We start from the raw sequence: 22,793 nt of genomic DNA on the forward strand, positions 1-22,793 counted from the left end.
TAGTCGCGATGAATAATTCAGGTATGCTATTGGCAGCAATAATCAAGGTGAAAAAGACAAATGGCAACAATCAAGGATATCGCAAAATTAGCAGGTGTTTCTCATGGAACCGTTTCTAATGTTTTGAATAAGCGGGGGAATGTGAGTGTTGAGAAAATTGAAGCAGTCTATAAAGCCGCCAAGCAAATGGGGTACCAGTTAAATACACAAGCTCAATTATTGAGAACCAATAAGAGCCAAAAGATAGCAATACTTTTACCGCAATTGGTGTCTGATAAGTATGCAATATTTTTTAATTCATTTAGGCAATCTATGGCTCAGTATCCAGAGATAACTTATGATCTATTCTTGACGGATGATCTGGAGACGACAGAACTCGATGCATTACAAAAAATTGCCGCTGGTGGCTATAAGCAAGTCGTAGCAGTCAGTTGTTTGCAGGATGCCGCTATCTATTTTGACACCTTAAAATTAGCCGCTTCTCAAATTATTTTTATTTATCGTCAGCCTGTAAACGCTTACCATTTTTTCACATTGGATTACTCTCAGGCAGCTGATGCCATTTGCCAACAAATTGCGACAAATCGAAGCCAGCTAGTGGGTATTTTTAGCGATGATCATGGTGATTTAGAGCACGCCACCTTTGTCAGTGAGTTACAAAATAACCTTAAACAGCAGGCCCCGAATAAAAAATTTATTATTATTCGTGCTTCTAATGATGAATCTTATAAGGCAGCTTTTGATTTTTTCTCTGAGGAGCAAATACCCGATTTATTTGTTGCTGAAGACATTGAAAAAGCTAGTTTTTTAACCCAAGCTAGTTTTTTTGGTAGTGAAGGTGATTGCCCTGCAATTTTTGCTTTAAGTGGTAACATTCCTCCGATACTAAAAGGGTTACATTGTTTCCCAATGAACTATGCACAATTAGGGTTGGAAGTGGTCGATGAACTGATGAGAGAAGATCACGCAAAGAAAACGGTGGGGAAGAATACTGTCTACGTTCGTAATCAAAGTGGTAACCTTTATACGGCAACATCGGCAATAATTACTGACAATAAATCCGATCCAACCTTAAATTTACTCATTTTACCCAGCCCTTCAACAAACGCACTTAAAAAGCTACTGCCACATTTTTATCGACAAACAGGAATTAAGGTTAATTTAGCAGTTTATCCTTATGATGAAGTTTACCAAATTTTAGGGCAGCTCCATTTACATCCTTATTATGATTTACTACGTATCGATATGGCCTGCTTTCCTTGGTTTGCGGAACGCATCTTGCAACCGTTAGATAAAGTCGGGAATGGGGTGACTGATTTATTAAGTAACTTTTCCTTACCAACACAGCAAAAATTTAGTTTGGTGAATGATACTGCTTATGCAATGCCATTTGATGCCAGTGCACAAATGTTATTTTATCGTAAAGATCTCTTTGAAGATCCTATTTTAAAAAGAATGTATTACGAGAAAACAGGACAAGAACTAACAGTACCGACTTCTTTTGATGAATACGATCAGGTAACCCAATTTTTTACAGAGCTACATGAAGAAGGTGAGTTTTTACGGCCTATCGGTGCATCAACGACGTTAGGCAGTGCGGGGTTAATTGCCACTGAGTACTTATTAAGGTATTACGCGGCAGGAGGAAAGTTAATAAGTAATGGTAATATTCCTAGATTAGAAATGCCATTAGCGGGTCAGGTATTAGATGAATACCTCCACCAGGTTTCTATTACAGAAAATATTCATAATAAATGGTGGAGCGAATCAGTCGAACAATTTGAGCAAGGGAAACTTGCTATGCTGATTGCTTATATGAACCTATTTAACGATGTTGCTCACAGTAATATTTTCCCTAAAATTGGTTTTGCCCCTGTACCAGGGGGAGTCCCTCAATTGGGGGGTGGGGCATTAGGGGTATCTCGCTATAGCCAAAAAACACATTATGCAGAACAATTTTATCGTTGGCTTTATTCACCAATAGTAATGGATCACCTCATTTTGTTGGGTGGAAACAGTAATCATCAAGATTTCAGCCATAATCAAGAGGTTTGCTATCGCTATCCATGGATGCCACTGGCTTATCAAGAAATAAATCGAGGTATCCGTGAATCTTCAATTCCAAACGGTAAGTTGTTTAATTTGCGCCAAGCTGAAGTCATTATTGGGCAAGGAATTACTAATGTTGTGAATAAAATCATGACTATAGATGAGGCGATTGAGTATATTAACCAGCGCTTATTGGTTGATACGCAAGGTGAGAGGCAAATAACGGGTTAATTGGTATTTTAAATAAGCGGATAAACAAATGATAAGCTGTTACTAACTTTCAGTGTTATCCGCATAAGCTAGTTGCGATACAGGGCGTTTTGTTTAGTCATTTTTACCGGTAGGTATAAAGCAAAAATAGCTTTGAAGTAACCCTCAATTGCCCTCTTGGGAGGGTTCTCGGCATTTAGTGGCTGGTTTATGTATCTTTAATTCATTTTTTTATTTCATTTCATTTTATAGGTTTAATAAACTTTCGATTTATTATTCGATTATTATTTAAAAAGAGTTATAGTAGTGATTAATTAATAAGTTAATTAATCATAATATGATAGGTGAGTTATCTTGAGCTTAATTAGAAAATATCGCCATATTATCAGCGTTAGCCTGCTATCCTTATTGTTAATGGGATGCAACCAAGGACATTCCCCATTATTCCCAATGTTAGGCGCTTATTTCCCTTATTGGATGCTATGTGTCTTAATTGGATTGGTTGGCGCTATATTATTGCGTGTTGTTCTCGTTTATTTAGAAATTGATGATAAGTTACCTTTTCCTCTGATGTTTTACTTTGGTGTCTTGTTGACAATCTCTATTACCATATCCTTACTTTATTTTTCTCATTAAATTATGAATATAAAAAATAAAAAAAAGATAGCCGTCATTCTCACAATCGGCATATTTGCGGCTTTATTACTATTACTATGGAAAAGCCTGCAATCATCGATTCTGAATCCACTAAGTGAAGAGGCCGTGATTGAGGCCAATAAAATTAACATTTCTTCTGTCGTTCCGGGACGGATAAGCCAGTTTTATGTTAAAGAAAATCAGGAAGTCAAAAAAGGCGATCGATTATTTACCATTGACCCGACTATGTATGCTCTACGAGTGAACCAAGCTAAAGCCGAGTTACTTGTTGCAGAAGCGGCGTTAAGCAACAAGAAGAGAGTGATTGTCGCTGAAACATCAAATTCTGAAGTGGCTGAAGAGCAAATAAAACGTGCACAAGTTAACCTTGCACTGGCAACCCAGTCTTTAAAACGTTTAGAGCCATTGTTGGCGAAAGGTTTTGTTACCGCCCAACAAGTGGATGACGCCCGAACCTTAAAACGTGATGCAGAAGTCAGCTTAAAACAAGCTCAAAAACAAAATGTGGCATCAGAAGCATTAATTAATAACACCAAATCTGAAGAAGCACTTGTTGAGTCATTAAAAATATCACTCGCCATGGCTGAGTGGGAATTGGGTAACACGGAAATTAAGGCACCGAGTGATGGGTATATTGTTGGACTAACGATATCAGCGGGTGAGTTTGTCCTTTCAGGGCAATCTGTTTTTACCTTAATTGATACAGAGACATGGTTTGTGTCCGCATACTTTAAAGAAACAGAGTTAGATAACATCCAAATGGGCAGCTGTGCAGTTGTTTATTCAATGATTAATAACAAACAACCTATTAAAGGCCGAGTACAAGGTGCAGGTTGGGGAGTAATGTCTACTGATCTGTTGAATATACCTCGAGACTTACCTTATGTCCCCAAGTCTTTAAATTGGGTGCGTGTTGAACAACGTTTTCCTGTGAGAGTAATTTTAGAAAATCCACCGAAAAATCTGATGCGTGTTGGTGCGACTGCCACTGTTAATATTGTATCCCAAGATGATGACTGCTAAAGCTTTACTGGTTCTTCAACAAATAAAACAAGATTTGTTGCCATTTAATTTTCGTTTCGCGACAACATGGCGGATTGCTTTACTGTGCGCATTAATGGCTGGCATTGCGATGTTATACGAAATTCCAGAATCGGCGATTAGCTGCTATTTAATTATCTACCTTGTTAAAGCCAATGCGATTGAAAATATTCTGTTATGTATTGGTGTCATAGTGCTATGCAGTATAGCGGTCTGTGTAATCTTTATATTGTTTAACTTTACGATTCAAAATGTGATGTTGCGCTTTTTCTTTATGGCCCTTTTCTCAGGGTTATTTATGTATTTGTCTTCAGCGAGCAGCCTTGGTGATGTCGGTAACTTAATTGCCCTTGTAATTGCATTTCTAATGACATTGATTGATGATGTTCCTTTTGGCGATGCCGCAACAAGAGGGCTTTTATACGCACTATTAATGGCTGTATCCCCCATGTTATTGGTGGTTATCTTTAATTACTTTTTTGGGATTAGCCCTAAAAAATTATTAATGAATAAGCTAGCTGAGCGTTTTTTGGCTGCAAACCAATTTTTTTTAGGGAAAATGCCGTATTCAATTCAAATTAGTGAAGCTTTAAGTACGCAGGCTGAATGTAAACGGAACCTAATGCTCATCAAACTCTTTTTTCTAAAAGGAAAAAGGGAAATCCAGTGGCTAGATAGCATGGTTGATAATTCGTATGAAATACTGATCATGTCCTTAAATTTACCCGATGATACTTCTGCTGAAATTCGTCTATTACTTGCGGAAAAATGTCAATTTATTGCGCAGTGTTTGGAAAAAAACCAAATTGAACAATTGGAAACGCTAAAAAGCGAAAAAAATAGTTACCTTGAAAACCAGAAAATACTGGCTGATTTTCAAGATATTCTATTTAAGAAGAAAGTGGGGAGTGACCCTAAAGCTAAAAATCCCTTTTTTGTTAAAGACGCTTTTACAAATCCAAACCATAAATATTTCGCCATCAAAACAACCTGTGCTGCACTAATATGCTATGTTTTTTATGACTATTTTGAATGGCAGGGGATCCACACAGCGATGATCACTTGCTACGTTGTTGCATTGACTTCTGTTGGTGAAACAGTACATAAGCTAACGCTGCGTATTATAGGGTGTTTAATTGGTGCATTAATCGGGGTTATTTCGATTGTGTATATTATCCCTCATTTATCCGATATTTTTAGCCTAATGATACTCATCTTTTTCTGTATCTTGCCTGCTGCATGGGTGGCTGCGGGTAATGAGCGTATATCCTATGCAGGAGTCCAAGTTGGGCTGGCATTTTTATTAACCGTTCTTCATGGTTTTAAACCGAGCTATGATCTGGATGTTGCTTCCGATAGGATCCTCGGTATCCTATTAGGTAATGTTGTCATGTACATTATGTTCACTAAAGTGTGGCCGGTCTCTATCATGACTACAGTTAACTCTCAAATTAGAAATATTCTAGATAGTTATGCGGCACTTAAATTAAAATCTTATGATAACAATGTCGAGGCTCTCAGTTTGGTTGCTGCAATCAATGAGGGCGTTATTAAAACAAAAGATGATATTAATTTATTGATGTTCGAAACCCACTTTAAAGATAAAGGGGGGGCTTTAACTCATTTCTTAAACCAATTCTTAACCAAGGTTTCAGTAGATAGTTACCAAAATTATTCGTCTGAATTTATTCCTTTTAATCATAAAGATCATTTTGATTCGAATACAAATTTAAAATCTGCCAGTGATTTGAAATATGATGTCTTAAATACGATACCTTCAACTTTATCGGCTCAAGAAAAAGAGCAAGTTATTAAAGAACTAGTGAGCGAGAAGTAATGACAATGACCCAATCAATGAGATACGACAAAAAACGATATTTACTCATCTCGATATTCAGCATTTTTCTTGTCGGTTGTGTCGATACGAGCCGTTCATTTATGGATAAAGCGCCGCAGCCTTTACAATATGAAACTGACACATATATCTCTTCCCCTGAAGAGAATTTATATGCTGAACATAACGAAGTATTTAAAGATCAATATGACCTAGCAAGCCTTATCGATGTTGCACAAAAAAATAATCCTGAAACACGTATTGCTTGGGAGCTTGCTAAAAAAGCCGCAACCAATGTGGGAATGGTTGAAAGTACCTATTTACCCGTTATAACTGCAACAGCATTAAGTGGCTATCAACGTGGAACATTGAAGTTACCACATAATGATTTAGTCGATAAAATTGATGTTTCTAACCATGTTTTTATCCCTGCGATAACGTTTCAATGGCTATTGTTTGATTTTGGTCAGCGAGGAGCATTAACTGATGCAGCCAAACATGCATCTTTAGCTTCTGACCTTAACTTTAATTTACTTCACCAAAAAATTATTCATGATGTAACCATTGCTTATTATGCTTATGGTGCAGCACAGAAAAAAACAAAAATAACTTATGAAGCTTTGGAGCGAAGTCAGCGTTTATTGTATGCCGTAGAGCAAAAAAAAGCGCGTGGGCTAGCAACCGTACTGGATGTTGCATTAGCGAAGCAGCAAGTTTCACAATTAGAGTTTCAGAACGTATTAGCTAAAGGGAAAGAAAGAGATCAATACCAATTATTACTCTCTACCATCGGTATATCTCCACTGAAAACAATTAATATTCAATATAATGATAACGATGTTTTGCCTGATAATATCGCACCGTTGACCCATGAACGGATCAGAAATGCGTTAGCCCAGCGCCCTGATGTGCTTGCTAACTATGAACTTACACTGGCAGCGATGAAAACGACCCAATCTGTGGAATCCGACTATTTCCCTAAAGTCTATTTAGCGGGGGCAGTCGCGGGGGGAAACAGCCGTTTAGATGTGCAAGGACTACCGGGTATCAACCAAAGTTCTTCATCTTCAAATATTTTGATAGGTATCAGTATTCCGCTTTATGAAGGGGGAATAAGGCAAGCACGTATGAAGAATGCTCAGTCGGATATTCTTATTGCCCAAGAGAATTTGCGGAAAAGCCAAGAAATGGCGATTCGAGAGATGAGTTTAACTGAGAATGCACTAAAATCAGCGGTTGAGGCCAATAAAGCGGCGAAAAACCTAGTCGAAACAACTCAATTAAGTTATACCGCCAGTGTTGATTTTTATAAAAATGGTTTAGGAACAGTGACTGAAATTAATGCCGCAGAAATTGCATTATTAACAGCCGAGCTTGCTCATATTGATTCTTATACGGGTTCAGTTATTGCTGCTGTGGATTTAGCCTTTGCATTAGGTGAAATTGAAAGGGCTTTACCAAAATATGAAGACGCTACGATAAAATAGGTTTATGAGATAGCAGAAGATAACCTAGTATTTATCTTCTGCGATTATAAATTAATAAATGTCCAGTTGTTGAAATACAGGTTTTCCTGCACTACTAAATTGGCTAATTGAATATTGGTTATAATTCATTTCGCCATAACCTCTAATATATATTACACCATTAGATAAATCAGATAAGCAGCTCCAAACAGTATATTCAGAAAGTAAACTATTTTGAGTGCCTTCTCCTTCCCCCATATTATCAACAGTCATATTTTTAGTACGGTCAAAATTATTCATAATGTGAGCGAGTGTAATCATAGCGTCTTTTGCATTGTCAACTTTTGGCGCATAAGTACTATAAAAAACCGCTCGAATGAAACGCCCAACAGATGTATCAGACGAAGGTAGATTTGATGTTGCAATACCACTATCAGGTTGAGTAACTCGAATATTACCCAGTAAACTTGTTGATATATCTAGGTTTGATAACTGAGTATAATTATTCAGGTTTTTTAAATGCCATTGAAAATCAGGCCCATTAGTCATGACACGAGTAGGGTTATCAAAAACCTGTAATTTGCCATTTACGGCTTCAACAATAATGCTACCACCGTGTTTATCATAAAAAGCATAGTGGAATGGTGATGTTAAATTCCTAAAGTTAACAAGAATAGGGGACCAAAAGTAACCATTTTCAACCGCTTTTTTAACGTCATCAACATGACTAAAAAGGGATAAAGCCCATTCGCCTAATGCGGTAACAGGCAATGATAAATAATAGTTTTCCGGATTAATTGGCGTAAGCTCTGCTTCAGAAATCATATTTGCACTAAACGTTAATCCTGCACTATTTAACCCTTGGAATATATTATGGTTATCTCCATCAAAATAAACTTCGGTCGTTATCGCAAGAATATCGAATTTAGATGTATAATTAATACCATTTTCCCCGTTAGGGGCTTTTTTCTGAAAAAAAGTATTCGCAGGATAATATGTTATCCAAGAGGGCAGGTCTTCCGTTAATTCTAATGTTCGCCCTTGGTAAATATTATTTTGGCTATCTGTTATTGATAAACTCGTACACATTCCATTTAACCTCGTTTTATGAAGTATTCGCGAATTTGTAGGCTACACTTCATTTTAATAAATGTGGGTCGTAAGGTAGCTAAATAAATATTACCTGATAATGAAGATTATTTATATTGAAATTGTTTTTCAATAATAGGTGACCCATTAAAATAATAACAGAATCCCAATTAAGGGCACTGTTGCAAATAAAGTGGTGAGATTGAGTTTTTCAACTCGAAATGGGCTACATACCAAAGAGTCGATTCACTAGGTACATTTCGCTTAGCGGTTGAGCATAGTAACAAATGTTCAGCTTAACCCTTGCGAAGTGCATGCATTACCTCAATACCTTTAATAGTCGCATGTGCCGTTTTAATTGATTTAAATTCTAAGGTGGGATTTATCACGCGCTTCAATTTTCCATGATCGCATTCAATGACATTATTGTGAAATTTGATTTGCCGTTGCTCTACATGTGTAGGGCATTTTCCTTCTTTTTTGAGAGGGTTAAGAGCTTGACTATAAGGTGAGGCTTTATCTGTATTGATAACCCTGAGGATTTGCCATTTCTAACTCGATTGAATATTTTTCTTAAAAACCGATAGGCAGCTTTGGTATTACGATGTGGTGAGAGGTAAAATTCAATGCTGTGCACTCGGCTATCGACAGCTCGGTAAAGGTACGTCCATTTCCCATTCACTTTGATATAAGTTCCGTTTAAATGCCAATTGTTGAGGTCGGAGGGACTACACCTATACCAACATAACCGCTTTTCTATTTTTGGCGCATAACGTTGAATCCAGCGATAGATTGTCGTGTGAACTAAATTTACACCACCATCAGCCAACATTTCCAAGCGTTCTTGATAACTGATACCGTATTTGCAGTACCAATGCATAGCTCAAAGGATGATAATACCTGTGAAATGACGAGCTTTAAATGCATTCACCAAACAATTCTCAGTAACAAAATAATTAATTTAGCATACCTATTACTTAAATTTTGCAATAGTGCCAGATAAAGAGGGTACAAGATTCTATCGAACTAGTGTATACCCGCAATTGTACCTGCACAGTAGGGTTGATGTGGGTAGAGTCGAATAGAATTCAGTTGAGGTGAAACTTTGGCGGAGTGTTAATTTTAGCGGGCGTTACAAACAAAAACAGACGTCATTTGACGTCTGTTGAGAATTAGTGGTGCCCGGACTCGGAATCGAACCAAGGACACGGGGATTTTCAATCCCCTGCTCTACCGACTGAGCTATCCGGGCAACGGAGCGTATTAAACCTGATTTCATTGGTTGAGTCAAGGCGCTTTCAATAAACTTTTGACTGTATGCGCTTTTTTTCAACATGTTAGCCAGTTTTTAATCGAATATACATAAAATTATTAAGGTTAATAACAAATGCCAGCCTAAAAACCAATTTTGGCTGGCATGCAATATTGGAAAAATTTTAGCGGAGATAATTTTTCTGTGCTTTGTTCACTTTGATAAGATAATTACGTGACTCAGCCGCTGGGTGTTTAGTGGATAAAGTTTCATACACTTCTCCAGGCTCTAAATTATTAATACGTTGTGCTGCTTGTTTTTTATCACTGTGGAAGACACGTAATACGCTACCAGCTCCGCCATTATAGGCAGTGATGACCGCATAGCGGCGTGAGGTCTGGTTACGAATATCGCCTAAGTAGCTGTTTTGCAATATAGCTAAGTAAGCAGTGCCTGTATCAATATTTTTCTCTGGGTCAAATAAATAGCTACGGCTAGGAACACCGGATTTCCCTTGTGAGCGGAAAACATCTTTCCCTGCTGTATTTGGCATTATCTGCATTAAACCAAGTGCATCAGAACGGCTAACCGCATAAGGGTTGAAACTCGATTCAATTTGCATGATAGCTAGGATTAATGATTCATCAACACCATATTTGGCTGAAGATTTTTTAATATAAGGTAAATATTTATGAGCCCGTTTATCTAAATGGTTTGGTACTAGTTGCATAGTTACGGACCAAACAATATTCATACCAGACTGCCGGCGCTGCATTTTATTTTCTATCAGATAATCAGCAAACTTTGTGGCTCGCCATTCCCAACGAATAGCTTCTCCTGTGTTATCTAGCACTTGGCCAAATAAAAAGGGTTCTTTGCTATGAGGAATATCATTAATATCAGAATAGAGGTCAATGGAATTAGGGTCATCTCCCATTAATAAGGTGGTGACAATAGCTTTCTTTAGGTGCTGTGAAGGTTCTATTGCTGAAATTGTCTCAACCGTGATGGTTCCCGCATCAAAATTAATATGGCTACGAGTTCGGTATTCATCGGTATATTTAACGTAGTCTTTTGGGCCTGCAATTAACACTTCTTTAATGCCCCAGATATTTTCAATATTGTGGGCAAATTGGCCCATTAAAATATCGAACCCATTGGTATCTTTGACATAATTAGGGTTAAAGTCAGATTTTTGCTTGCTAGAACAAGAAACAATTAAGGGAATTAACAAACTCAGCGCAAATAGTTTTTTCATACGATTCACAGTCTTGGGGCAAAAGTCTACCTACTTAGTAGGTAGACAAACAGATTATTTTTCAGGTGTATAGCCATCAATATGGATATCATGGCCTTCAAACAAGAAATTAATCATTTCTTGTTCTAACATTTTACGGTCGTCAGGGTTCATGGTATTGAGTTTCTTTTCATTAATAAGCATAGTTTGTTTTGCCATCCATTGACTCCATGCTTCTTTTGAAATCTCGTTAAAAATACGTTTTCCTAACTCACCTGGGTAAAGCTGAAAATCTTGCCCATCTGCATCACGTTGTAAAAATGTACAAAAAATGGTTCTACTCATTAATTTTTCCTCAAATATCAGGTAGTAAGGCGAGCTGTTTTAGTAAACTTTCAACTGGGGCTGCAAGGCCGATAGTTGCGCCTAAGTGTAAGTTATACCAGAGTCCTTTGCCTTCATCCATGGCAGAATTAAATGCCTGAATGTTAACTTTTACAGGGATAATATCTAAATGGAAATGGCTAAATGTGTGACGGAAGGAAATTAATTGCTCTAATTGAGTATATTCAAGGCCTGATTCTCTCAACCAATCATTGAGTTGCTCTAAAGAATTGAATTGTGGGAAGGCAAATAACCCCCCCCAAATACCGGATGGTGGGCGTTGCTCTAACCACACACTGTCACCGTGCTGCATAATTAGAAACCAAGCACTTTTTTCAGGAATTTTCTGTTTAGGCTTTTTGCCCGGGTAGTTTTGCCATGAATGATTGGCATAGGCCATGCAACCAAAAATAAGTGGGCACAGCTCACATTTTGGTTTACTGCGAGTACAGACCATAGCACCTAAGTCCATCATCGCTTGGTTAAAAAATTCAACTCCCTCTTTTGGCGTGACATCAGTACTGATTTCCCACAAGCGATTTTCGACTTCTTTTTTACCCGGCCAGCCATCAACCGCATAAGCTCGAGCTAATACACGTTTAACATTACCATCTAAAATAGGATAATGCTGTTTTTGCGATAAAGACAAAATTGCCCCAGCAGTGGACCGGCCAACACCGGGTAGCGCTAATACTTCATCAAATGTAGTGGGAAACGAGCCATCATATTGAGTCGCGATCACTTGTGCCGCTTTATGGAGGTTCCGAGCCCGAGCGTAATAGCCGAGTCCTGTCCATAGGTGTAAAACTTCATCAAGAGGTGCGTTGGCAAGGGCGGTAACATCCTCAAAACGAGAGATAAACTTCTCAAAATAGGGGATTACAGTACTCACTTGGGTTTGTTGCAGCATGACTTCTGATAACCAAACATGGTAGGACGATTTTTCCTGTTGCCATGGCAACGTTTTACGACCGTATTTGTGATACCAGTCAAGCACTGCAGATGAAAATTGTTGAGCTTCCATTGATAATTTTATTTTTTATTGATATTTCCAGTCATGGCAGGAATTGCACCATAGACGAAGAGGGCTGTAAACCGCTATTGTGTTGTTTAGTGTAAAGTTAGCTAATTATCAACTGCATCCTTGTGGAAGTTTTGCTAAACTCCGATATCCATCATGCTTCAAGGGTAAGGGTACTCACTGTAACTTGGGCATTTAGGGCTGTAAATTGATAAATTTGGTAACCAATCACCTTATAAACTTGATTGTTGGCACACTAACTTAATTGGGCATTCATTTTAGAACCTTTATTATGATCAATAATGTTATCTCCCCCGAATATAATGAAGATGGGCGGGTTATGCGCCGAGTCCGTAGTTTTGTCCGCCGTCAAGGGCGTCTGACAAAACGTCAGGAAGACGCATTAGAAAAAGAATGGGCAGAAAAAGGCATCGATTTTATCAATGAGCCTTTTGATTTTGCCAAAGTATTTAATAACTCAAATCCAGTTACCTTGGAAATTGGGTTTGGGATGGGCGCCTCATTGGTGACCATGGCATCTCAAAATGCAGATAAAAACTTTTTAGGTATCGAAGTTCATGCTCCCGGTGTTGGCGCATGTTTAGCATCAGCAAAAGAAGAAAATGTCACCAATTTACGGGTGATGTGCCATGATGCAATAGAAGTTTTAGACTGCATGATCCCAAATGGAAGCCTTGAAATGGTTCAGTTATTTTTCCCTGACCCATGGCATAAAGCGAAACACAATAAGCGCCGTATTGTGCAAGTTCCGTTTGCAGAAAAAATTCGTAGTAAACTAGCTATCGGTGGTGTTTTCCATATGGCAACGGATTGGCAGCCTTATGCAGAGCACATGCTTGAAGTGATGACGAGTGTCGAAGGGTATAAAAACTTATCGCCATCAGGTGATTACGTTCCTCGTCCAGAAACAAGACCAGAAACAAAATTTGAAAAGCGCGGCCAGCGGTTAGGGCACGGTGTATGGGATTTAATGTTTGAGAGGATCAAATAATGGCTAAACAACAACGTAGTCGTCGTTTACGTAAAAAATTACGCTTGGATGAGTTCCAAGAGTTGGGCTTTACCGTTAAGTGGAGCTTTAAAGAAGGTACGCCGATTGAGGAAGTTGACAGCACCGTTGACCAACTGATTGCAGAAGCGATTGAACCGAATGGTTTAGCATTTGAAGCAAGTGGCTATATGAGCTGGGAAGGGATCGTTTGCCTACAAAAAATTGGCAAATGTACCGAAGAGCACCGTCAAATTGTTGAAAACTGGTTAAAATCAAAAGGTATGAATGACGTCGTCGTTTCTGAGCTTTTTGATGTTTGGTGGGAAGAATAATTTTATTGAGTCAACCTCAATAAATAAACTGAACTTTCAGTCGCTTGAAGAGGCATCCAAAAATTGGGTGCCTTTATTTTCTGTTGCAAATACTATCTGGAGTCAACGTTTTGAGCGCCATGTTTTCTAACCAGCTACTCAACGATATCCTAGACCAAGTTCGCCCACTGATTGGGCAAGGTTGTGTTGCAAATTACATTCCTGCTTTAGGTTGTGTGCCTTCCCACCATTTAGGTATTGCTGTATCCACAATCGATGGTGATATTTTTACCGCAGGGGATGCATATCAACGCTTTTCAATTCAATCTATTTCAAAAGTATTAAGCCTTACGCTTGCAATGACGCGTTATGAGGAAGAGGAAATTTGGAGCCGAGTAGGTAAAGAACCCTCCGGGCTACCATTTAATTCGCTAATTCAAATTGAAATGGAAAAGGGGATACCTCGAAACCCGTTTATTAATGCGGGAGCCATTGTTATCGCCGATATGCTGCAATCACGCTTAAGCGCACCAAAACAGCGTATGTTGGAGTTTGTCCGAAAGTTGTCTTGCGAACCGGATATTAGCTATGACACAGTTGTCGCTCGTTCAGAACTGGAACACGCTAGCCGTAATGCGGCCATTGCTTATCTTATGAAATCCTTTGGGAATTTTGAAAATGATGTTTTAACGGTTCTCGAAACTTATTTTCATTATTGCTCTCTAAGTATGAACTGTGTTGAATTAGCGAGATGTTTTTCCTATTTAACATCGCAAGGAATGTCATCTTGCTCTATTGACCCCATCATCACGCCACTACAATCAAGGCAAATCAATGCATTAATGATGACTTGTGGTATGTATGACGGTTCTGGTGAGTTTGCATTTCGGATAGGAATGCCTGGCAAGTCTGGCGTTGGCGGGGGTATTGTCTGCGTAGTACCAAACCAATTTACGGTCGCGGTTTGGTCACCTGAGCTAGATTCGGCGGGGAACTCTTTAGTCGGCTGTGCGGCTTTAGAGCTATTATCGAAACGAATTGGGCGTTCTGTTTTTTAATTAATGCTCTACTAGGAGATTTTATGTTACGCCGTACATTAATTGCATTTTCACTCCTTGCTTGTGCGACGAGCCAAGCTGCAGATTATAATTGTTCTGTAACGCCAAAGGATGACATCTTTATGACACCCGAAAGTGTGCAAGTTATTGGTGCGAGTGGTGATTTAAAAATTACGCCAAACGGTGAGATCACACTTAACGGTAAAAATGTGGCTGCAACAGAGGCGCAAAAACAGCAAGCTATTCGTTACCAAGCCGATATTCGTCAGGATTTACCTTGGATAAAACAAGAATCAGAAAAAAAATTATCAACTTCAAGGGAAACGATAGACAAAGTTGTCGTCAAAGTGGTTGGCAGTGATAGCAATATCCGTAACCGGTTAACAAAATTAGAAAAAGATCTTAATGGGCAAATCAACCAAATTATTGAGACTCGTCCCAATGGTTATGTGTTTCACCATAAAGCCATGAAAACGGTTGAAACGAAAGGGCGCGAGTTAGTCAATGAAAGCTTAGGCGGCATTTTACAAGACAGCATTAATGAGATGGGGCGTAAGCAATTATTATCGGGTGGCGATGCCAATAAAGCATTACAAGGTATGCTAGGTAACTTAGGCGGGTTACAACAAGAACTCGAATCTGAATGGAAAAAACAAGAGAAAAGCTTCCAGCAATTCGGCCAACAAGTTTGTTCTAAAGTGACTTCAATAGAGCAACAACGCGTCTCATTACTTAATTCAATCAAAAGTCACTAATAGATTTAAAATCAATAATAACCTTATGAACAGTAATGTATTTTTGTACATTACTGTTTTTTTATTTATCTATATTATCGTTATCATCAATTTGTGTGATATTAACTCCATTAATGGGAATGAAAATGAAATTGATTCTTATTTGATTGACATCTAAGCCACTCACTTTACAATGCGGGTTTGGCTTAATGACTAAATTGGGATCATTTAAATGAAAAAATTCATTCCTGCTCTGCTTGTTTCTGTGTTGTCATTCTCTGCGCCTTTTGCTCTTAGCGCTGAATCTACCACTTTCACGCCAAATGCGGTTACAGCGCAAGGCGTTGAAAAAGTGACGATCAAACACCTATCAGGTGAAACTGAAGTCATGAAAAAACCACAAAAAGTGGTTCTGTTTGATTTCGGTGTTTATGACTCAATGCAAAAACTCGGCTTAGGTGACAAGGTTGTTGCATTACCAACTGGCAATGCTCCTGCTTATATAAAAGGCAGTATTCCTGCATCAATGGAAAATGCAGGTGGAATGAAACAACCTGATTTAGCCAAAATCGCACAATTAAAACCTGATCTGATTGTGATCACGGGTCGTCAAGGTAAGTCTTATGATGAGTTATCAAAAATTGCACCCACCATCAATTTAGGCTCTGATAGCAAACACTATATTGATTCTGTAAAAGCCAATATTAGTGTGATTGGTGAGCTCTACGGTAACCAAAAAGCGGTTGATGAGCAGTTAGTCCAATTAGATAAAGTCATCGCAGACGCCCAGAAGAAAGCGGCTGATTCCAATAAAAAAGTTTTAGTATTGATGCATAATGACGGCAAATTAATTCCAAATAGCCAAGCCGTTGTTTACAACGTTGTGAAAACACAACGCGCTGACCTACCGGTTGATGAAAGTGCAGATAAAGCAAAACGCCGTGTTGTGGATACCAAAACTATTGCTCAAGCTAACCCAGATGTGATCCTGATTGTTGACCGTAGCGAAGCGATTGGTGCAGGTAAATTGGATAAAACAGTATTTGAAGATAGCAATATTCAAGAAACCAAAGCTTATAAAGATGGCAAAATTACTTACCTGCAATCTGACTTATGGTACTTGTCAGGTGGCGGTTTAGTTAGCTTAACAGAGCAAGTTAATGCGGTGGTGAATGCTCTATAACAGATATCTGCCACTGTCTTATTGATGGTGGCAATATGTATTACCTCAATTGTTATTCTTGTCTATTTCATTTTTATCTCTAAACAAAAGCCCACTTCGTTTGAAGTGGGCTTTCATCTAATTTATCAGTGAAGTAATTTATAAATGAACCGAATAGCCGCTATTCTTCACCTAAAAATAGCTCTAATAGCGAATTGAGAAACAATTTTCCATGCTCTGTAATCTGCCATTCATTCACGGTTTCTGTGATATAGCCTTTAGCTAAAGCTTCATCAATAGCCGCTCTAACTGTTGATTCTGGTAACCCTGTATATTGGGTAAATTCAGCGCGTGGCATGGCTTCAAGAAGGCGAAAGCGGTTCATGAAGTATTCAAATGGTCTATCGGAAGCGCCAACGTCATAGGATTGGTGCATATAACGGCCCTCCATATAACCTCGAGGATGTTTTGTTTTTACGGTTCGTAAAATTTGACCATCTTCAAAAGAAATTTTTCCATGAGCGCCGCAACCGATGCCTAAATAGTCACCAAAGCGCCAGTAATTGAGGTTGTGTTGGCATTGGTAACCGGGTTTAGCATAGGCGGATGTTTCATATTGCTGGTAACCTGCCGCACTCAATAATTTATGGCCTTCAGCATAAATATCCCACAGCGTATCGTCATCGGGTAATACCGGAGGGCGTGAGCCAAATTGAGTGTTAGGTTCAATAGTGAGTTGGTACCATGACAGGTGCGGAGGAGCAAGTTCAATAGCTTGGCGCAGATCAGATAAACCTTCAACTTGAGTTTGCGCGGGTAACCCATGCATTAAATCGAGGTTAAAGCTTCTTAAATTAAGATTAGCAGCCAACTGAGCAGCGCGCTTCGCTTCATCAGCGCCATGAATACGTCCTAAAGTGATTAGTTTATCGTTACCGAAGCTTTGTACGCCAATAGAAATACGATTAATTCCAGCTGCTTGGTAACCAGCAAAACGGCCAGCTTCAACAGTACCAGGGTTTGCTTCCATGGTAACTTCTGCATGTGGGTCTAAATCAATTCGCTGACGTACGCCATCCATTAAAGCTTGCATTGACTCAGCACTTAATAAACTGGGGGTTCCGCCCCCAATAAAAATAGTTTTCACCGAACGTCCTGCAACTAATTTTGCATCGGTGTCTAAATCGGCCAATAAGTGTGCCACATATTCTTGCTGAGGGATCTCACCTTTAAGTGTGTGTGAGTTGAAGTCACAATAAGGGCACTTTTGTACACACCAAGGGATATGGATATACAGGCTCAGCGGGGGTAATTTAAGCATTCTTTAGCGCATCCAACATCATTGTGAGTGCTTTTCCACGATGTGAAACGGCTTGCTTTTCCGCTTTTGTTAGCTCTGCTGAGGTACAACCTAATTCAGGAACATAGAATATGGGGTCATAACCAAAGCCGCCTTGGCCTTTGCGTTCACGGGTGATGATACCGTGCCAACGGCCATGGAATACTAATGGCGTAGGGTCTTCTGCATGCCGCAAATAAACTAACACACAGTTAAATTGAGCCTGACGTTGGTCGTCAGGCACATTTTTCATTGCTTCTAATAGCTTAACTAGGTTTTGCTCGTCTGTTGCTTCTTCACCTGCGTAGCGGGCAGAGTAGATCCCCGGCGCGCCACCAAGGGCATCAACGGAAATTCCTGAATCATCAGCAATTGCGGGTAACCCGGTTTGTGCTGCTGCATGACGCGCTTTTAGGATCGCATTTTCAATAAAAGTTAAGCCCGTTTCTTCTGCGGACTCAACACCTAATGAGGTTTGTGCGACGATATCCATCCCAAAATCACGTAGTAGGTCAGCTAACTCATTCACTTTTCCGGGGTTACCGGTGGCTAAAACAACTTTTTGCATTATTTAAAACTCGTTTTTACATAATACCAATGGAATACATCATTGCAGTCAATGATGGGTCAATCATCAGTGAGATATCTACACGCAGGTAATTCAATGCGATTAAAATAAACATCACAATCATTGCAGAGAAATCTAACCCGCCCATAGCAGGAATGATGCGACGGATTGGCGCCATTAAAGGTTCGGTTAATTGGTATAATAAATAATCTACTGGGTTACGGCCTTGGCTAACCCAGCTTAAAATGGCACGGATTAAAATCATCCAAAAAATTAATTTACCGGTATAGGTTAATAATAAAATCAATCCCATAGGTAAAATGCTTATACCTAAAATAGGGAGTAAGTTTGTTGCCCACATACCAAAGATAATGGCTGCAATGGCTAAAACAAACGCAACAACCACTGAAGCGGTATCTATCGCGCCAAAAGAAGGAATGATTCGGCGTAATGGTGCGACGATAGGCTGTGTTGCTTTAACGACAAATTTCGAAAAAGGATTATAAAAGTCTGCGCGTACCCACTGCATCCATACGCGCAGTAGTAATACAAAAATATACAGTTGGATCAGGGTAGTAACGACGAATACTAAGGTCTGCATGGTGAATTCCGCGATTAATTTAAAAAAGTTTTTCCATTTCTTCTGCTCTGTTTATTGCGCTTTGCATTGCATCGGCAACAATTTGCGGAAGATTTCCATTATAAAATTGCTCTAAAGCCATCGCGGTGGTACCGCCTTTAGAGGTGACTTGTTCACGTAAAGCCGAAAAGTCCGTGTCACTTTGTGACTTAGCTAGTTCTACAGCCCCTTCAATTGCATTCAGAACGAGCTCGCGAGCTTGTTGCTTATCATAACCGAGTTGTTCCGCTTTTTGCTGCATTGATTCCATAAATAGAAAGAAATAGGCAGGGGAGCTACCGGTAATAGCAATAATCTTATTGATGTCTTGTTCTTGTTGGCACCAAATTGTAGAGCCAACACTTTGCATCAGCTCTTGAGAAAACTGTTTGTCTGGTTCAGAAACCTTCCCTTGAGCGAATAACCCGCTAACGCCTTTACCCACCAACGATGGTGTATTTGGCATGATGCGTACTAAATTCAGTTGGTGTGAAAAGTAATCATTATACCGCTCTGCAGGGATCCCCGCGGCGATTGTCAGTACTAATTTTTGGTCAAAGTTTGTGGCATTTTGCAGCGGTTCACACACTTCTTTCATCATTTGTGGTTTAACCGCGAGGATAATGACCTCTGCAGCTTTGACCGCAGTTAAATTATCATTACTGCTGATAATGCCATATTGTTCGGCCAGTTTGTCTCGACGTACAGGTGTAGGAGAGCACACTGTGATCATCGATGCAGGGTAACCATGGTTAACCAGCCCAGCAATGATGGCGTGAGCCATATTTCCGGCGCCGATGAAGGCAATTTTACGATGTTGCATTCTGTTCTCCTATCTTATTGGTGATATTGGCGAGCGCCAAAAATAGCGGTTCCTATGCGAACAAGTGTTGAGCCGCAATGGATTGCTGCACGCATATCGTCAGTCATCCCCATTGAAAGCGTGTCAACAGTGGGATAAGTGGTTTTTAATTGCTTAAATGCCTCATTCATTTGATGAAACACAGCACATTGGCGTTCATAATCCGTTTCAGGTGCAGGGATCGTCATCAGGCCGCGTAACACAAGGTTTGGCATCGTAGCGACTTGTGCCGCAAGGTCTGCAACTTCTGCTAACGTTATACCTGATTTACTGTTTTCATCGCTGATATTGATTTGAATTAGCACATTGAGGGGCGCTTTTCCATTTGGACGTTGGTCATTTAAGCGCTGAGCGATTTTGGCTCTGTCTAAGGTATGGAACCAGTCAAAATGTTCAGCAACAAGGCGGCTTTTATTCGATTGTAATGGGCCGATAAAATGCCAAACTAAGTCATTTCTATCAGAGAAATATTGAATTTTTTCAACACCTTCCTGAACATAATTCTCACCAAATTGGCGCTGACCTGCCTCAATGGCTTCTGAAATAGCTTCACAAGGTTTGGTTTTACTTACCGCGAGTAGAGTAATGTCTTGTGGTGAGCGCTGACACTCTGCGGCAGCATGCTCAATACGCGCGGTGACATCAGAGATATTATTTTGAATGGTCATTATTTTATTCAATATGGTTTATTCAATACTATTTTATTCATGTCTTACATGAATAGCGGCTATTGACCATAGTGTAAAGCAAATTACATCAGAACGGCACCATTGCATGAGGTTAAGCTAAAAATAACCACGTAAAATACGCAATGCTTAAATATGTTGCTCAAACCAGCTTTCAAGGATCACAACAGCAGACGCAGAATCTACTTTTCCTTTACTCAAAGCTCGATAACCACCTTGTTCAAAAAGGCCTGCTTTTGCTTCAACCGTGGAAAGACGTTCATCATGTAATTCGACTTTAACACCAAAACGGCCATGAATTCGATTTGCAAAATTACGGGCTTGGCTTGTAACCAGTTGTTCCGTGCCATCCATATTAAGGGGAAGGCCAACAATAACCAACTGAGGTTGCCATTCTTTAAGTAACTTTTCGATTTGTTGCCAATCAGGGCGGCCATCGCTGGCTTTTAGTGAGGTTAATGGTCGCGCGGTACCTGTAATTTCTTGTCCAACGGCCACACCGATGCTTTTGGTTCCAAAATCAAAGGCTAACAAAGTTCTTCCAGACATTAAGCATGCCCCGCTTGCATTGAAATAGTATGAATATCAATACCAATTAATTTAGCTGCAGCAGTCCAGCGTTCATGAATTGGTGTATCAAAAATAAGCTCAGGAGAAGCTTCAACGGTCAACCAGCTATTTTCCATGATTTCACGTTCAAGTTGGCCTGGTTCCCAGCTTGCATAACCTAGTGCAACTAAAGAGTTTGAGGGGGAGTGCTCACTTCCTAAAGTCTCTAAGATATCTTTTGACGTTGTCACCATCACTTCATCATTTAAGTGCAGACTCGATAAAAAACCTTTTATCGGTGTGTGTAAGATGAACCCATGCTCTTCAGCCACGGGACCACCCGCAATGACAGGCTTCTTTAAATTACGGTTATCAATTTTATCTGAAATCGTAATTTCGAGTTTTTTAAGCATCTTATCGACAGAAAAATCATCAATAGGCTTGTTAATCACAATCCCCATCGCCCCTTTTTCATTGTGCTCACACATATAAACGACTGACTGCTCAAAATAAGGGTCTGTTAAGGATGGCATGGCGATAAGAAAATGGTTTTGCAGATTCAAACTTAGACTCCAGCAAATTTAAAACAATTGAGAGAACACAATAAAAGGCAAACTTATAGGTGGTAAATAAAACGGATGACTTTTATTGTGTGAAAATAATAAAAGCCATCAGTGAAGATAAACCACCACTATAAATTATTTATTGAGACGGCGTTCAATGGCATCCATTAACATACCTGTAATGGAGATATCAAATGCGGCTTCAATTTCCCGTGCACACGTTGGGCTAGTCACGTTAATTTCGGTTAAACGGTCACCAATGATATCAAGGCCAACAAAAATTAAGCCTTTTTCTTTTAATGTTGGCGCTACGGCACGCGCAATGGCCCAGTCACTTTCACTTAATGGACGAGCTTCCCCACGGCCACCCGCTGCAAGGTTACCTCGGGTTTCACCTTGAGCTGGAATTCGCGCTAAGCAATAAGGAACAGGTTCACCATCCACCACCAAGACACGTTTATCACCATCTTTAATTGCTGGTAGGAAGTTTTGGGCCATGCAGTAACGGGAGCTATGTTCCGTTAGCGTTTCGATAATTACGCCCACATTTGGGTCATCTTGTTTAAGACGGAAAATCGAAGCGCCACCCATACCATCTAGTGGTTTGAATATGACATCGCCATGTTTTTGGTGAAATTCTCTTAACTTTTGTGGGCTGCGCGTGACCAATGTGTCAGGTGTTAACTCAGCAAACCAAGCAGTAAAGAGTTTCTCATTGCAGTCACGTAAGCTTTGCGGTTTATTCACAATTAAGGTGCCAGCTTGTTCCGCTCTTTCTAAAATATAAGTCGCATAGATAAATTCAGTATCAAAAGGCGGGTCTTTCCGCATTAAAATGGCATCAAGTGAACTTAGGGGGATATCTTGTTCCCCATGAAATTCGTACCATTTTTCTGGGTTTTCTTCGACTGTCACGATTTTTGTTTGTGCGCGAGCTTCACCTTGGTGTAAATACAGGTCATTCATTTCCATATAATGGATTTCATAACCTCGACGCTGAGCTTCCAGCATCATTGCAAAACTGGTGTCTTTCTTGATTTTGATGGATGAAATAGGATCCATCACTATACCGAGCTTGATCATTTTTTCT

General features: G+C 39.5%; 22 protein-coding genes, 1 tRNA gene and 1 pseudogene. 10 read left to right on the plus strand and 14 right to left on the minus strand.

The genetic code is table 11. The features are described 5' to 3' along the window. The first annotated feature begins 60 nt into the window (after nt 1-60). From P3L37_RS03950 to P3L37_RS03970, 5 genes are all read left to right on the plus strand, one after another. Nucleotides 61-2,280, plus strand: coding sequence for an extracellular solute-binding protein (locus tag P3L37_RS03950; RefSeq protein WP_272667446.1), 2,220 nt, complete (start codon nt 61-63; stop codon nt 2,278-2,280). Between the two features lie 333 nt (nt 2,281-2,613). Then, nucleotides 2,614-2,895, plus strand: a complete 282-nt coding sequence (locus tag P3L37_RS03955) for a YtcA family lipoprotein (protein ID WP_004905217.1) — start codon at nt 2,614-2,616, stop codon at nt 2,893-2,895. 3 nt (nt 2,896-2,898) lie between these two features. Then, nucleotides 2,899-3,939: a multidrug transporter subunit MdtN gene (mdtN, locus tag P3L37_RS03960; protein ID WP_109911955.1), complete on the plus strand. Its 1,041-nt coding sequence runs from the start codon at nt 2,899-2,901 to the stop codon at nt 3,937-3,939. Further along, the gene (locus P3L37_RS03965) at nt 3,926-5,794 is read left to right on the plus strand and encodes an FUSC family protein (protein ID WP_110732244.1); all 1,869 of its coding nucleotides are present in this window, start codon (nt 3,926-3,928) and stop codon (nt 5,792-5,794) included. The genes mdtN and P3L37_RS03965 overlap by 14 nt, the downstream gene beginning before the upstream one ends. Beyond that, nucleotides 5,794-7,278: a TolC family protein gene (locus P3L37_RS03970; protein ID WP_004905211.1), complete on the plus strand. Its 1,485-nt coding sequence runs from the start codon at nt 5,794-5,796 to the stop codon at nt 7,276-7,278. Before P3L37_RS03965 ends, P3L37_RS03970 begins: the two co-directional genes overlap by 1 nt. A gap of 51 nt (nt 7,279-7,329) precedes the next feature. Here the strand turns inward: P3L37_RS03970 and P3L37_RS03975 are convergent, their stop codons facing one another. The 6 genes and pseudogenes from P3L37_RS03975 to mutY form a co-directional block, all read right to left on the minus strand. Next, complete coding sequence (locus P3L37_RS03975; protein WP_004905208.1) at nt 7,330-8,346, minus strand: linear amide C-N hydrolase; 1,017 nt, start codon at nt 8,344-8,346, stop codon at nt 7,330-7,332. A gap of 226 nt (nt 8,347-8,572) precedes the next feature. Beyond that, nucleotides 8,573-9,226 (minus strand): annotated as a pseudogene (locus P3L37_RS03980) (IS6 family transposase). Between the two features lie 296 nt (nt 9,227-9,522). Continuing rightward, nucleotides 9,523-9,598, minus strand: a tRNA-Phe gene (locus P3L37_RS03985). Nucleotides 9,599-9,782: 184 nt separating this feature from the next. Continuing rightward, nucleotides 9,783-10,856: a membrane-bound lytic murein transglycosylase MltC gene (gene mltC / locus P3L37_RS03990; RefSeq protein WP_109911957.1), complete on the minus strand. Its 1,074-nt coding sequence runs from the start codon at nt 10,854-10,856 to the stop codon at nt 9,783-9,785. Between the two features lie 54 nt (nt 10,857-10,910). Then, nucleotides 10,911-11,180, minus strand: coding sequence for an oxidative damage protection protein (locus tag P3L37_RS03995; protein WP_004914180.1), 270 nt, complete (start codon nt 11,178-11,180; stop codon nt 10,911-10,913). A gap of 10 nt (nt 11,181-11,190) precedes the next feature. Next, entirely contained in the window at nt 11,191-12,243 is a 1,053-nt protein-coding gene (gene mutY / locus P3L37_RS04000; RefSeq protein ID WP_109911958.1) for an A/G-specific adenine glycosylase, read from the minus strand. Nucleotides 12,244-12,532: 289 nt separating this feature from the next. On the opposite strand from mutY, the gene trmB reads away from it, so the two are divergent. The 5 genes from trmB to P3L37_RS04025 all read left to right on the plus strand — a co-directional run bounded on the left by trmB (nt 12,533) and on the right by P3L37_RS04025 (nt 16,538). Then, entirely contained in the window at nt 12,533-13,252 is a 720-nt protein-coding gene (gene trmB, locus P3L37_RS04005) for a tRNA (guanosine(46)-N7)-methyltransferase TrmB (RefSeq protein WP_109911959.1), read from the plus strand. Then, entirely contained in the window at nt 13,252-13,584 is a 333-nt protein-coding gene (locus tag P3L37_RS04010; RefSeq protein ID WP_109911960.1) for a YggL family protein, read from the plus strand. Before trmB ends, P3L37_RS04010 begins: the two co-directional genes overlap by 1 nt. Nucleotides 13,585-13,694: 110 nt before the next feature. Then, nucleotides 13,695-14,621: a glutaminase B gene (gene glsB / locus P3L37_RS04015; RefSeq protein WP_094962054.1), complete on the plus strand. Its 927-nt coding sequence runs from the start codon at nt 13,695-13,697 to the stop codon at nt 14,619-14,621. A 23-nt stretch (nt 14,622-14,644) separates the two neighbouring features. Beyond that, nucleotides 14,645-15,376: a DUF2884 domain-containing protein gene (locus P3L37_RS04020; RefSeq protein WP_004914162.1), complete on the plus strand. Its 732-nt coding sequence runs from the start codon at nt 14,645-14,647 to the stop codon at nt 15,374-15,376. 211 nt (nt 15,377-15,587) lie between these two features. Then, nucleotides 15,588-16,538: a siderophore ABC transporter substrate-binding protein gene (locus tag P3L37_RS04025; RefSeq protein WP_110732243.1), complete on the plus strand. Its 951-nt coding sequence runs from the start codon at nt 15,588-15,590 to the stop codon at nt 16,536-16,538. A gap of 160 nt (nt 16,539-16,698) precedes the next feature. On the opposite strand, the gene hemW is transcribed toward P3L37_RS04025, so the two are convergent. The 8 genes from hemW to gshB all read right to left on the minus strand — a co-directional run bounded on the left by hemW (nt 16,699) and on the right by gshB (nt 22,786). Further along, nucleotides 16,699-17,838 (minus strand): radical SAM family heme chaperone HemW, encoded by a 1,140-nt coding sequence (gene hemW / locus P3L37_RS04030; RefSeq protein WP_110732242.1) that lies wholly within the window; start codon nt 17,836-17,838, stop codon nt 16,699-16,701. Beyond that, nucleotides 17,831-18,424 carry an XTP/dITP diphosphatase gene (locus P3L37_RS04035; protein WP_110732241.1) on the minus strand — a complete coding sequence of 198 codons (594 nt, stop codon included), beginning with the start codon at nt 18,422-18,424 and terminating at the stop codon, nt 17,831-17,833. The genes hemW and P3L37_RS04035 overlap by 8 nt, the downstream gene beginning before the upstream one ends. Nucleotides 18,425-18,440: 16 nt before the next feature. Next, nucleotides 18,441-19,025, minus strand: a complete 585-nt coding sequence (locus P3L37_RS04040; RefSeq protein ID WP_042851654.1) for a YggT family protein — start codon at nt 19,023-19,025, stop codon at nt 18,441-18,443. 19 nt (nt 19,026-19,044) lie between these two features. Next, nucleotides 19,045-19,866 (minus strand): pyrroline-5-carboxylate reductase, encoded by an 822-nt coding sequence (gene proC, locus P3L37_RS04045; protein WP_110732240.1) that lies wholly within the window; start codon nt 19,864-19,866, stop codon nt 19,045-19,047. 14 nt (nt 19,867-19,880) lie between these two features. Further along, nucleotides 19,881-20,573, minus strand: coding sequence for a YggS family pyridoxal phosphate-dependent enzyme (locus tag P3L37_RS04050; RefSeq protein WP_110732239.1), 693 nt, complete (start codon nt 20,571-20,573; stop codon nt 19,881-19,883). Nucleotides 20,574-20,720: 147 nt separating this feature from the next. Further along, nucleotides 20,721-21,140, minus strand: coding sequence for a Holliday junction resolvase RuvX (ruvX, locus tag P3L37_RS04055; protein WP_004914142.1), 420 nt, complete (start codon nt 21,138-21,140; stop codon nt 20,721-20,723). After that, the gene (locus tag P3L37_RS04060; protein WP_004914139.1) at nt 21,140-21,703 is read right to left on the minus strand and encodes a YqgE/AlgH family protein; all 564 of its coding nucleotides are present in this window, start codon (nt 21,701-21,703) and stop codon (nt 21,140-21,142) included. Before P3L37_RS04060 ends, ruvX begins: the two co-directional genes overlap by 1 nt. Before the next feature lie 135 nt (nt 21,704-21,838). Beyond that, nucleotides 21,839-22,786, minus strand: coding sequence for a glutathione synthase (gene gshB / locus P3L37_RS04065; protein WP_004914137.1), 948 nt, complete (start codon nt 22,784-22,786; stop codon nt 21,839-21,841). Nucleotides 22,787-22,793 lie beyond the last annotated feature (7 nt).

The sequence above is a fragment of the Providencia sp. PROV114 genome, assembly GCF_032704305.1.
GTDB classification, from domain to species: Bacteria; Pseudomonadota; Gammaproteobacteria; order Enterobacterales; family Enterobacteriaceae; genus Providencia; species Providencia rettgeri.

What these genes read in the sequence shown, in the direction of transcription:
- P3L37_RS03950 (WP_272667446.1), top strand. Translation starts at nt 61, where the DNA reads ATGGCAACAATCAAGGATATCGCAAAATTAGCAGGTGTTTCTCATGGA.
- mdtN (WP_109911955.1), top strand. Translation starts at nt 2,899, where the DNA reads ATGAATATAAAAAATAAAAAAAAGATAGCCGTCATTCTCACAATCGGC.
- P3L37_RS03965 (WP_110732244.1), top strand. Translation starts at nt 3,926, where the DNA reads ATGATGACTGCTAAAGCTTTACTGGTTCTTCAACAAATAAAACAAGAT.
- P3L37_RS03970 (WP_004905211.1), top strand. Translation starts at nt 5,794, where the DNA reads ATGACAATGACCCAATCAATGAGATACGACAAAAAACGATATTTACTC.
- P3L37_RS03975 (WP_004905208.1), bottom strand. Translation starts at nt 8,346, where the DNA reads ATGTGTACGAGTTTATCAATAACAGATAGCCAAAATAATATTTACCAA.
- mltC (WP_109911957.1), bottom strand. Translation starts at nt 10,856, where the DNA reads ATGAAAAAACTATTTGCGCTGAGTTTGTTAATTCCCTTAATTGTTTCT.
- P3L37_RS03995 (WP_004914180.1), bottom strand. Translation starts at nt 11,180, where the DNA reads ATGAGTAGAACCATTTTTTGTACATTTTTACAACGTGATGCAGATGGG.
- mutY (WP_109911958.1), bottom strand. Translation starts at nt 12,243, where the DNA reads ATGGAAGCTCAACAATTTTCATCTGCAGTGCTTGACTGGTATCACAAA.
- trmB (WP_109911959.1), top strand. Translation starts at nt 12,533, where the DNA reads ATGATCAATAATGTTATCTCCCCCGAATATAATGAAGATGGGCGGGTT.
- P3L37_RS04010 (WP_109911960.1), top strand. Translation starts at nt 13,252, where the DNA reads ATGGCTAAACAACAACGTAGTCGTCGTTTACGTAAAAAATTACGCTTG.
- P3L37_RS04020 (WP_004914162.1), top strand. Translation starts at nt 14,645, where the DNA reads ATGTTACGCCGTACATTAATTGCATTTTCACTCCTTGCTTGTGCGACG.
- P3L37_RS04025 (WP_110732243.1), top strand. Translation starts at nt 15,588, where the DNA reads ATGAAAAAATTCATTCCTGCTCTGCTTGTTTCTGTGTTGTCATTCTCT.
- hemW (WP_110732242.1), bottom strand. Translation starts at nt 17,838, where the DNA reads ATGCTTAAATTACCCCCGCTGAGCCTGTATATCCATATCCCTTGGTGT.
- P3L37_RS04035 (WP_110732241.1), bottom strand. Translation starts at nt 18,424, where the DNA reads ATGCAAAAAGTTGTTTTAGCCACCGGTAACCCCGGAAAAGTGAATGAG.
- P3L37_RS04040 (WP_042851654.1), bottom strand. Translation starts at nt 19,025, where the DNA reads ATGCAGACCTTAGTATTCGTCGTTACTACCCTGATCCAACTGTATATT.
- proC (WP_110732240.1), bottom strand. Translation starts at nt 19,866, where the DNA reads ATGCAACATCGTAAAATTGCCTTCATCGGCGCCGGAAATATGGCTCAC.
- P3L37_RS04050 (WP_110732239.1), bottom strand. Translation starts at nt 20,573, where the DNA reads ATGACCATTCAAAATAATATCTCTGATGTCACCGCGCGTATTGAGCAT.
- ruvX (WP_004914142.1), bottom strand. Translation starts at nt 21,140, where the DNA reads ATGTCTGGAAGAACTTTGTTAGCCTTTGATTTTGGAACCAAAAGCATC.
- gshB (WP_004914137.1), bottom strand. Translation starts at nt 22,786, where the DNA reads ATGATCAAGCTCGGTATAGTGATGGATCCTATTTCATCCATCAAAATC.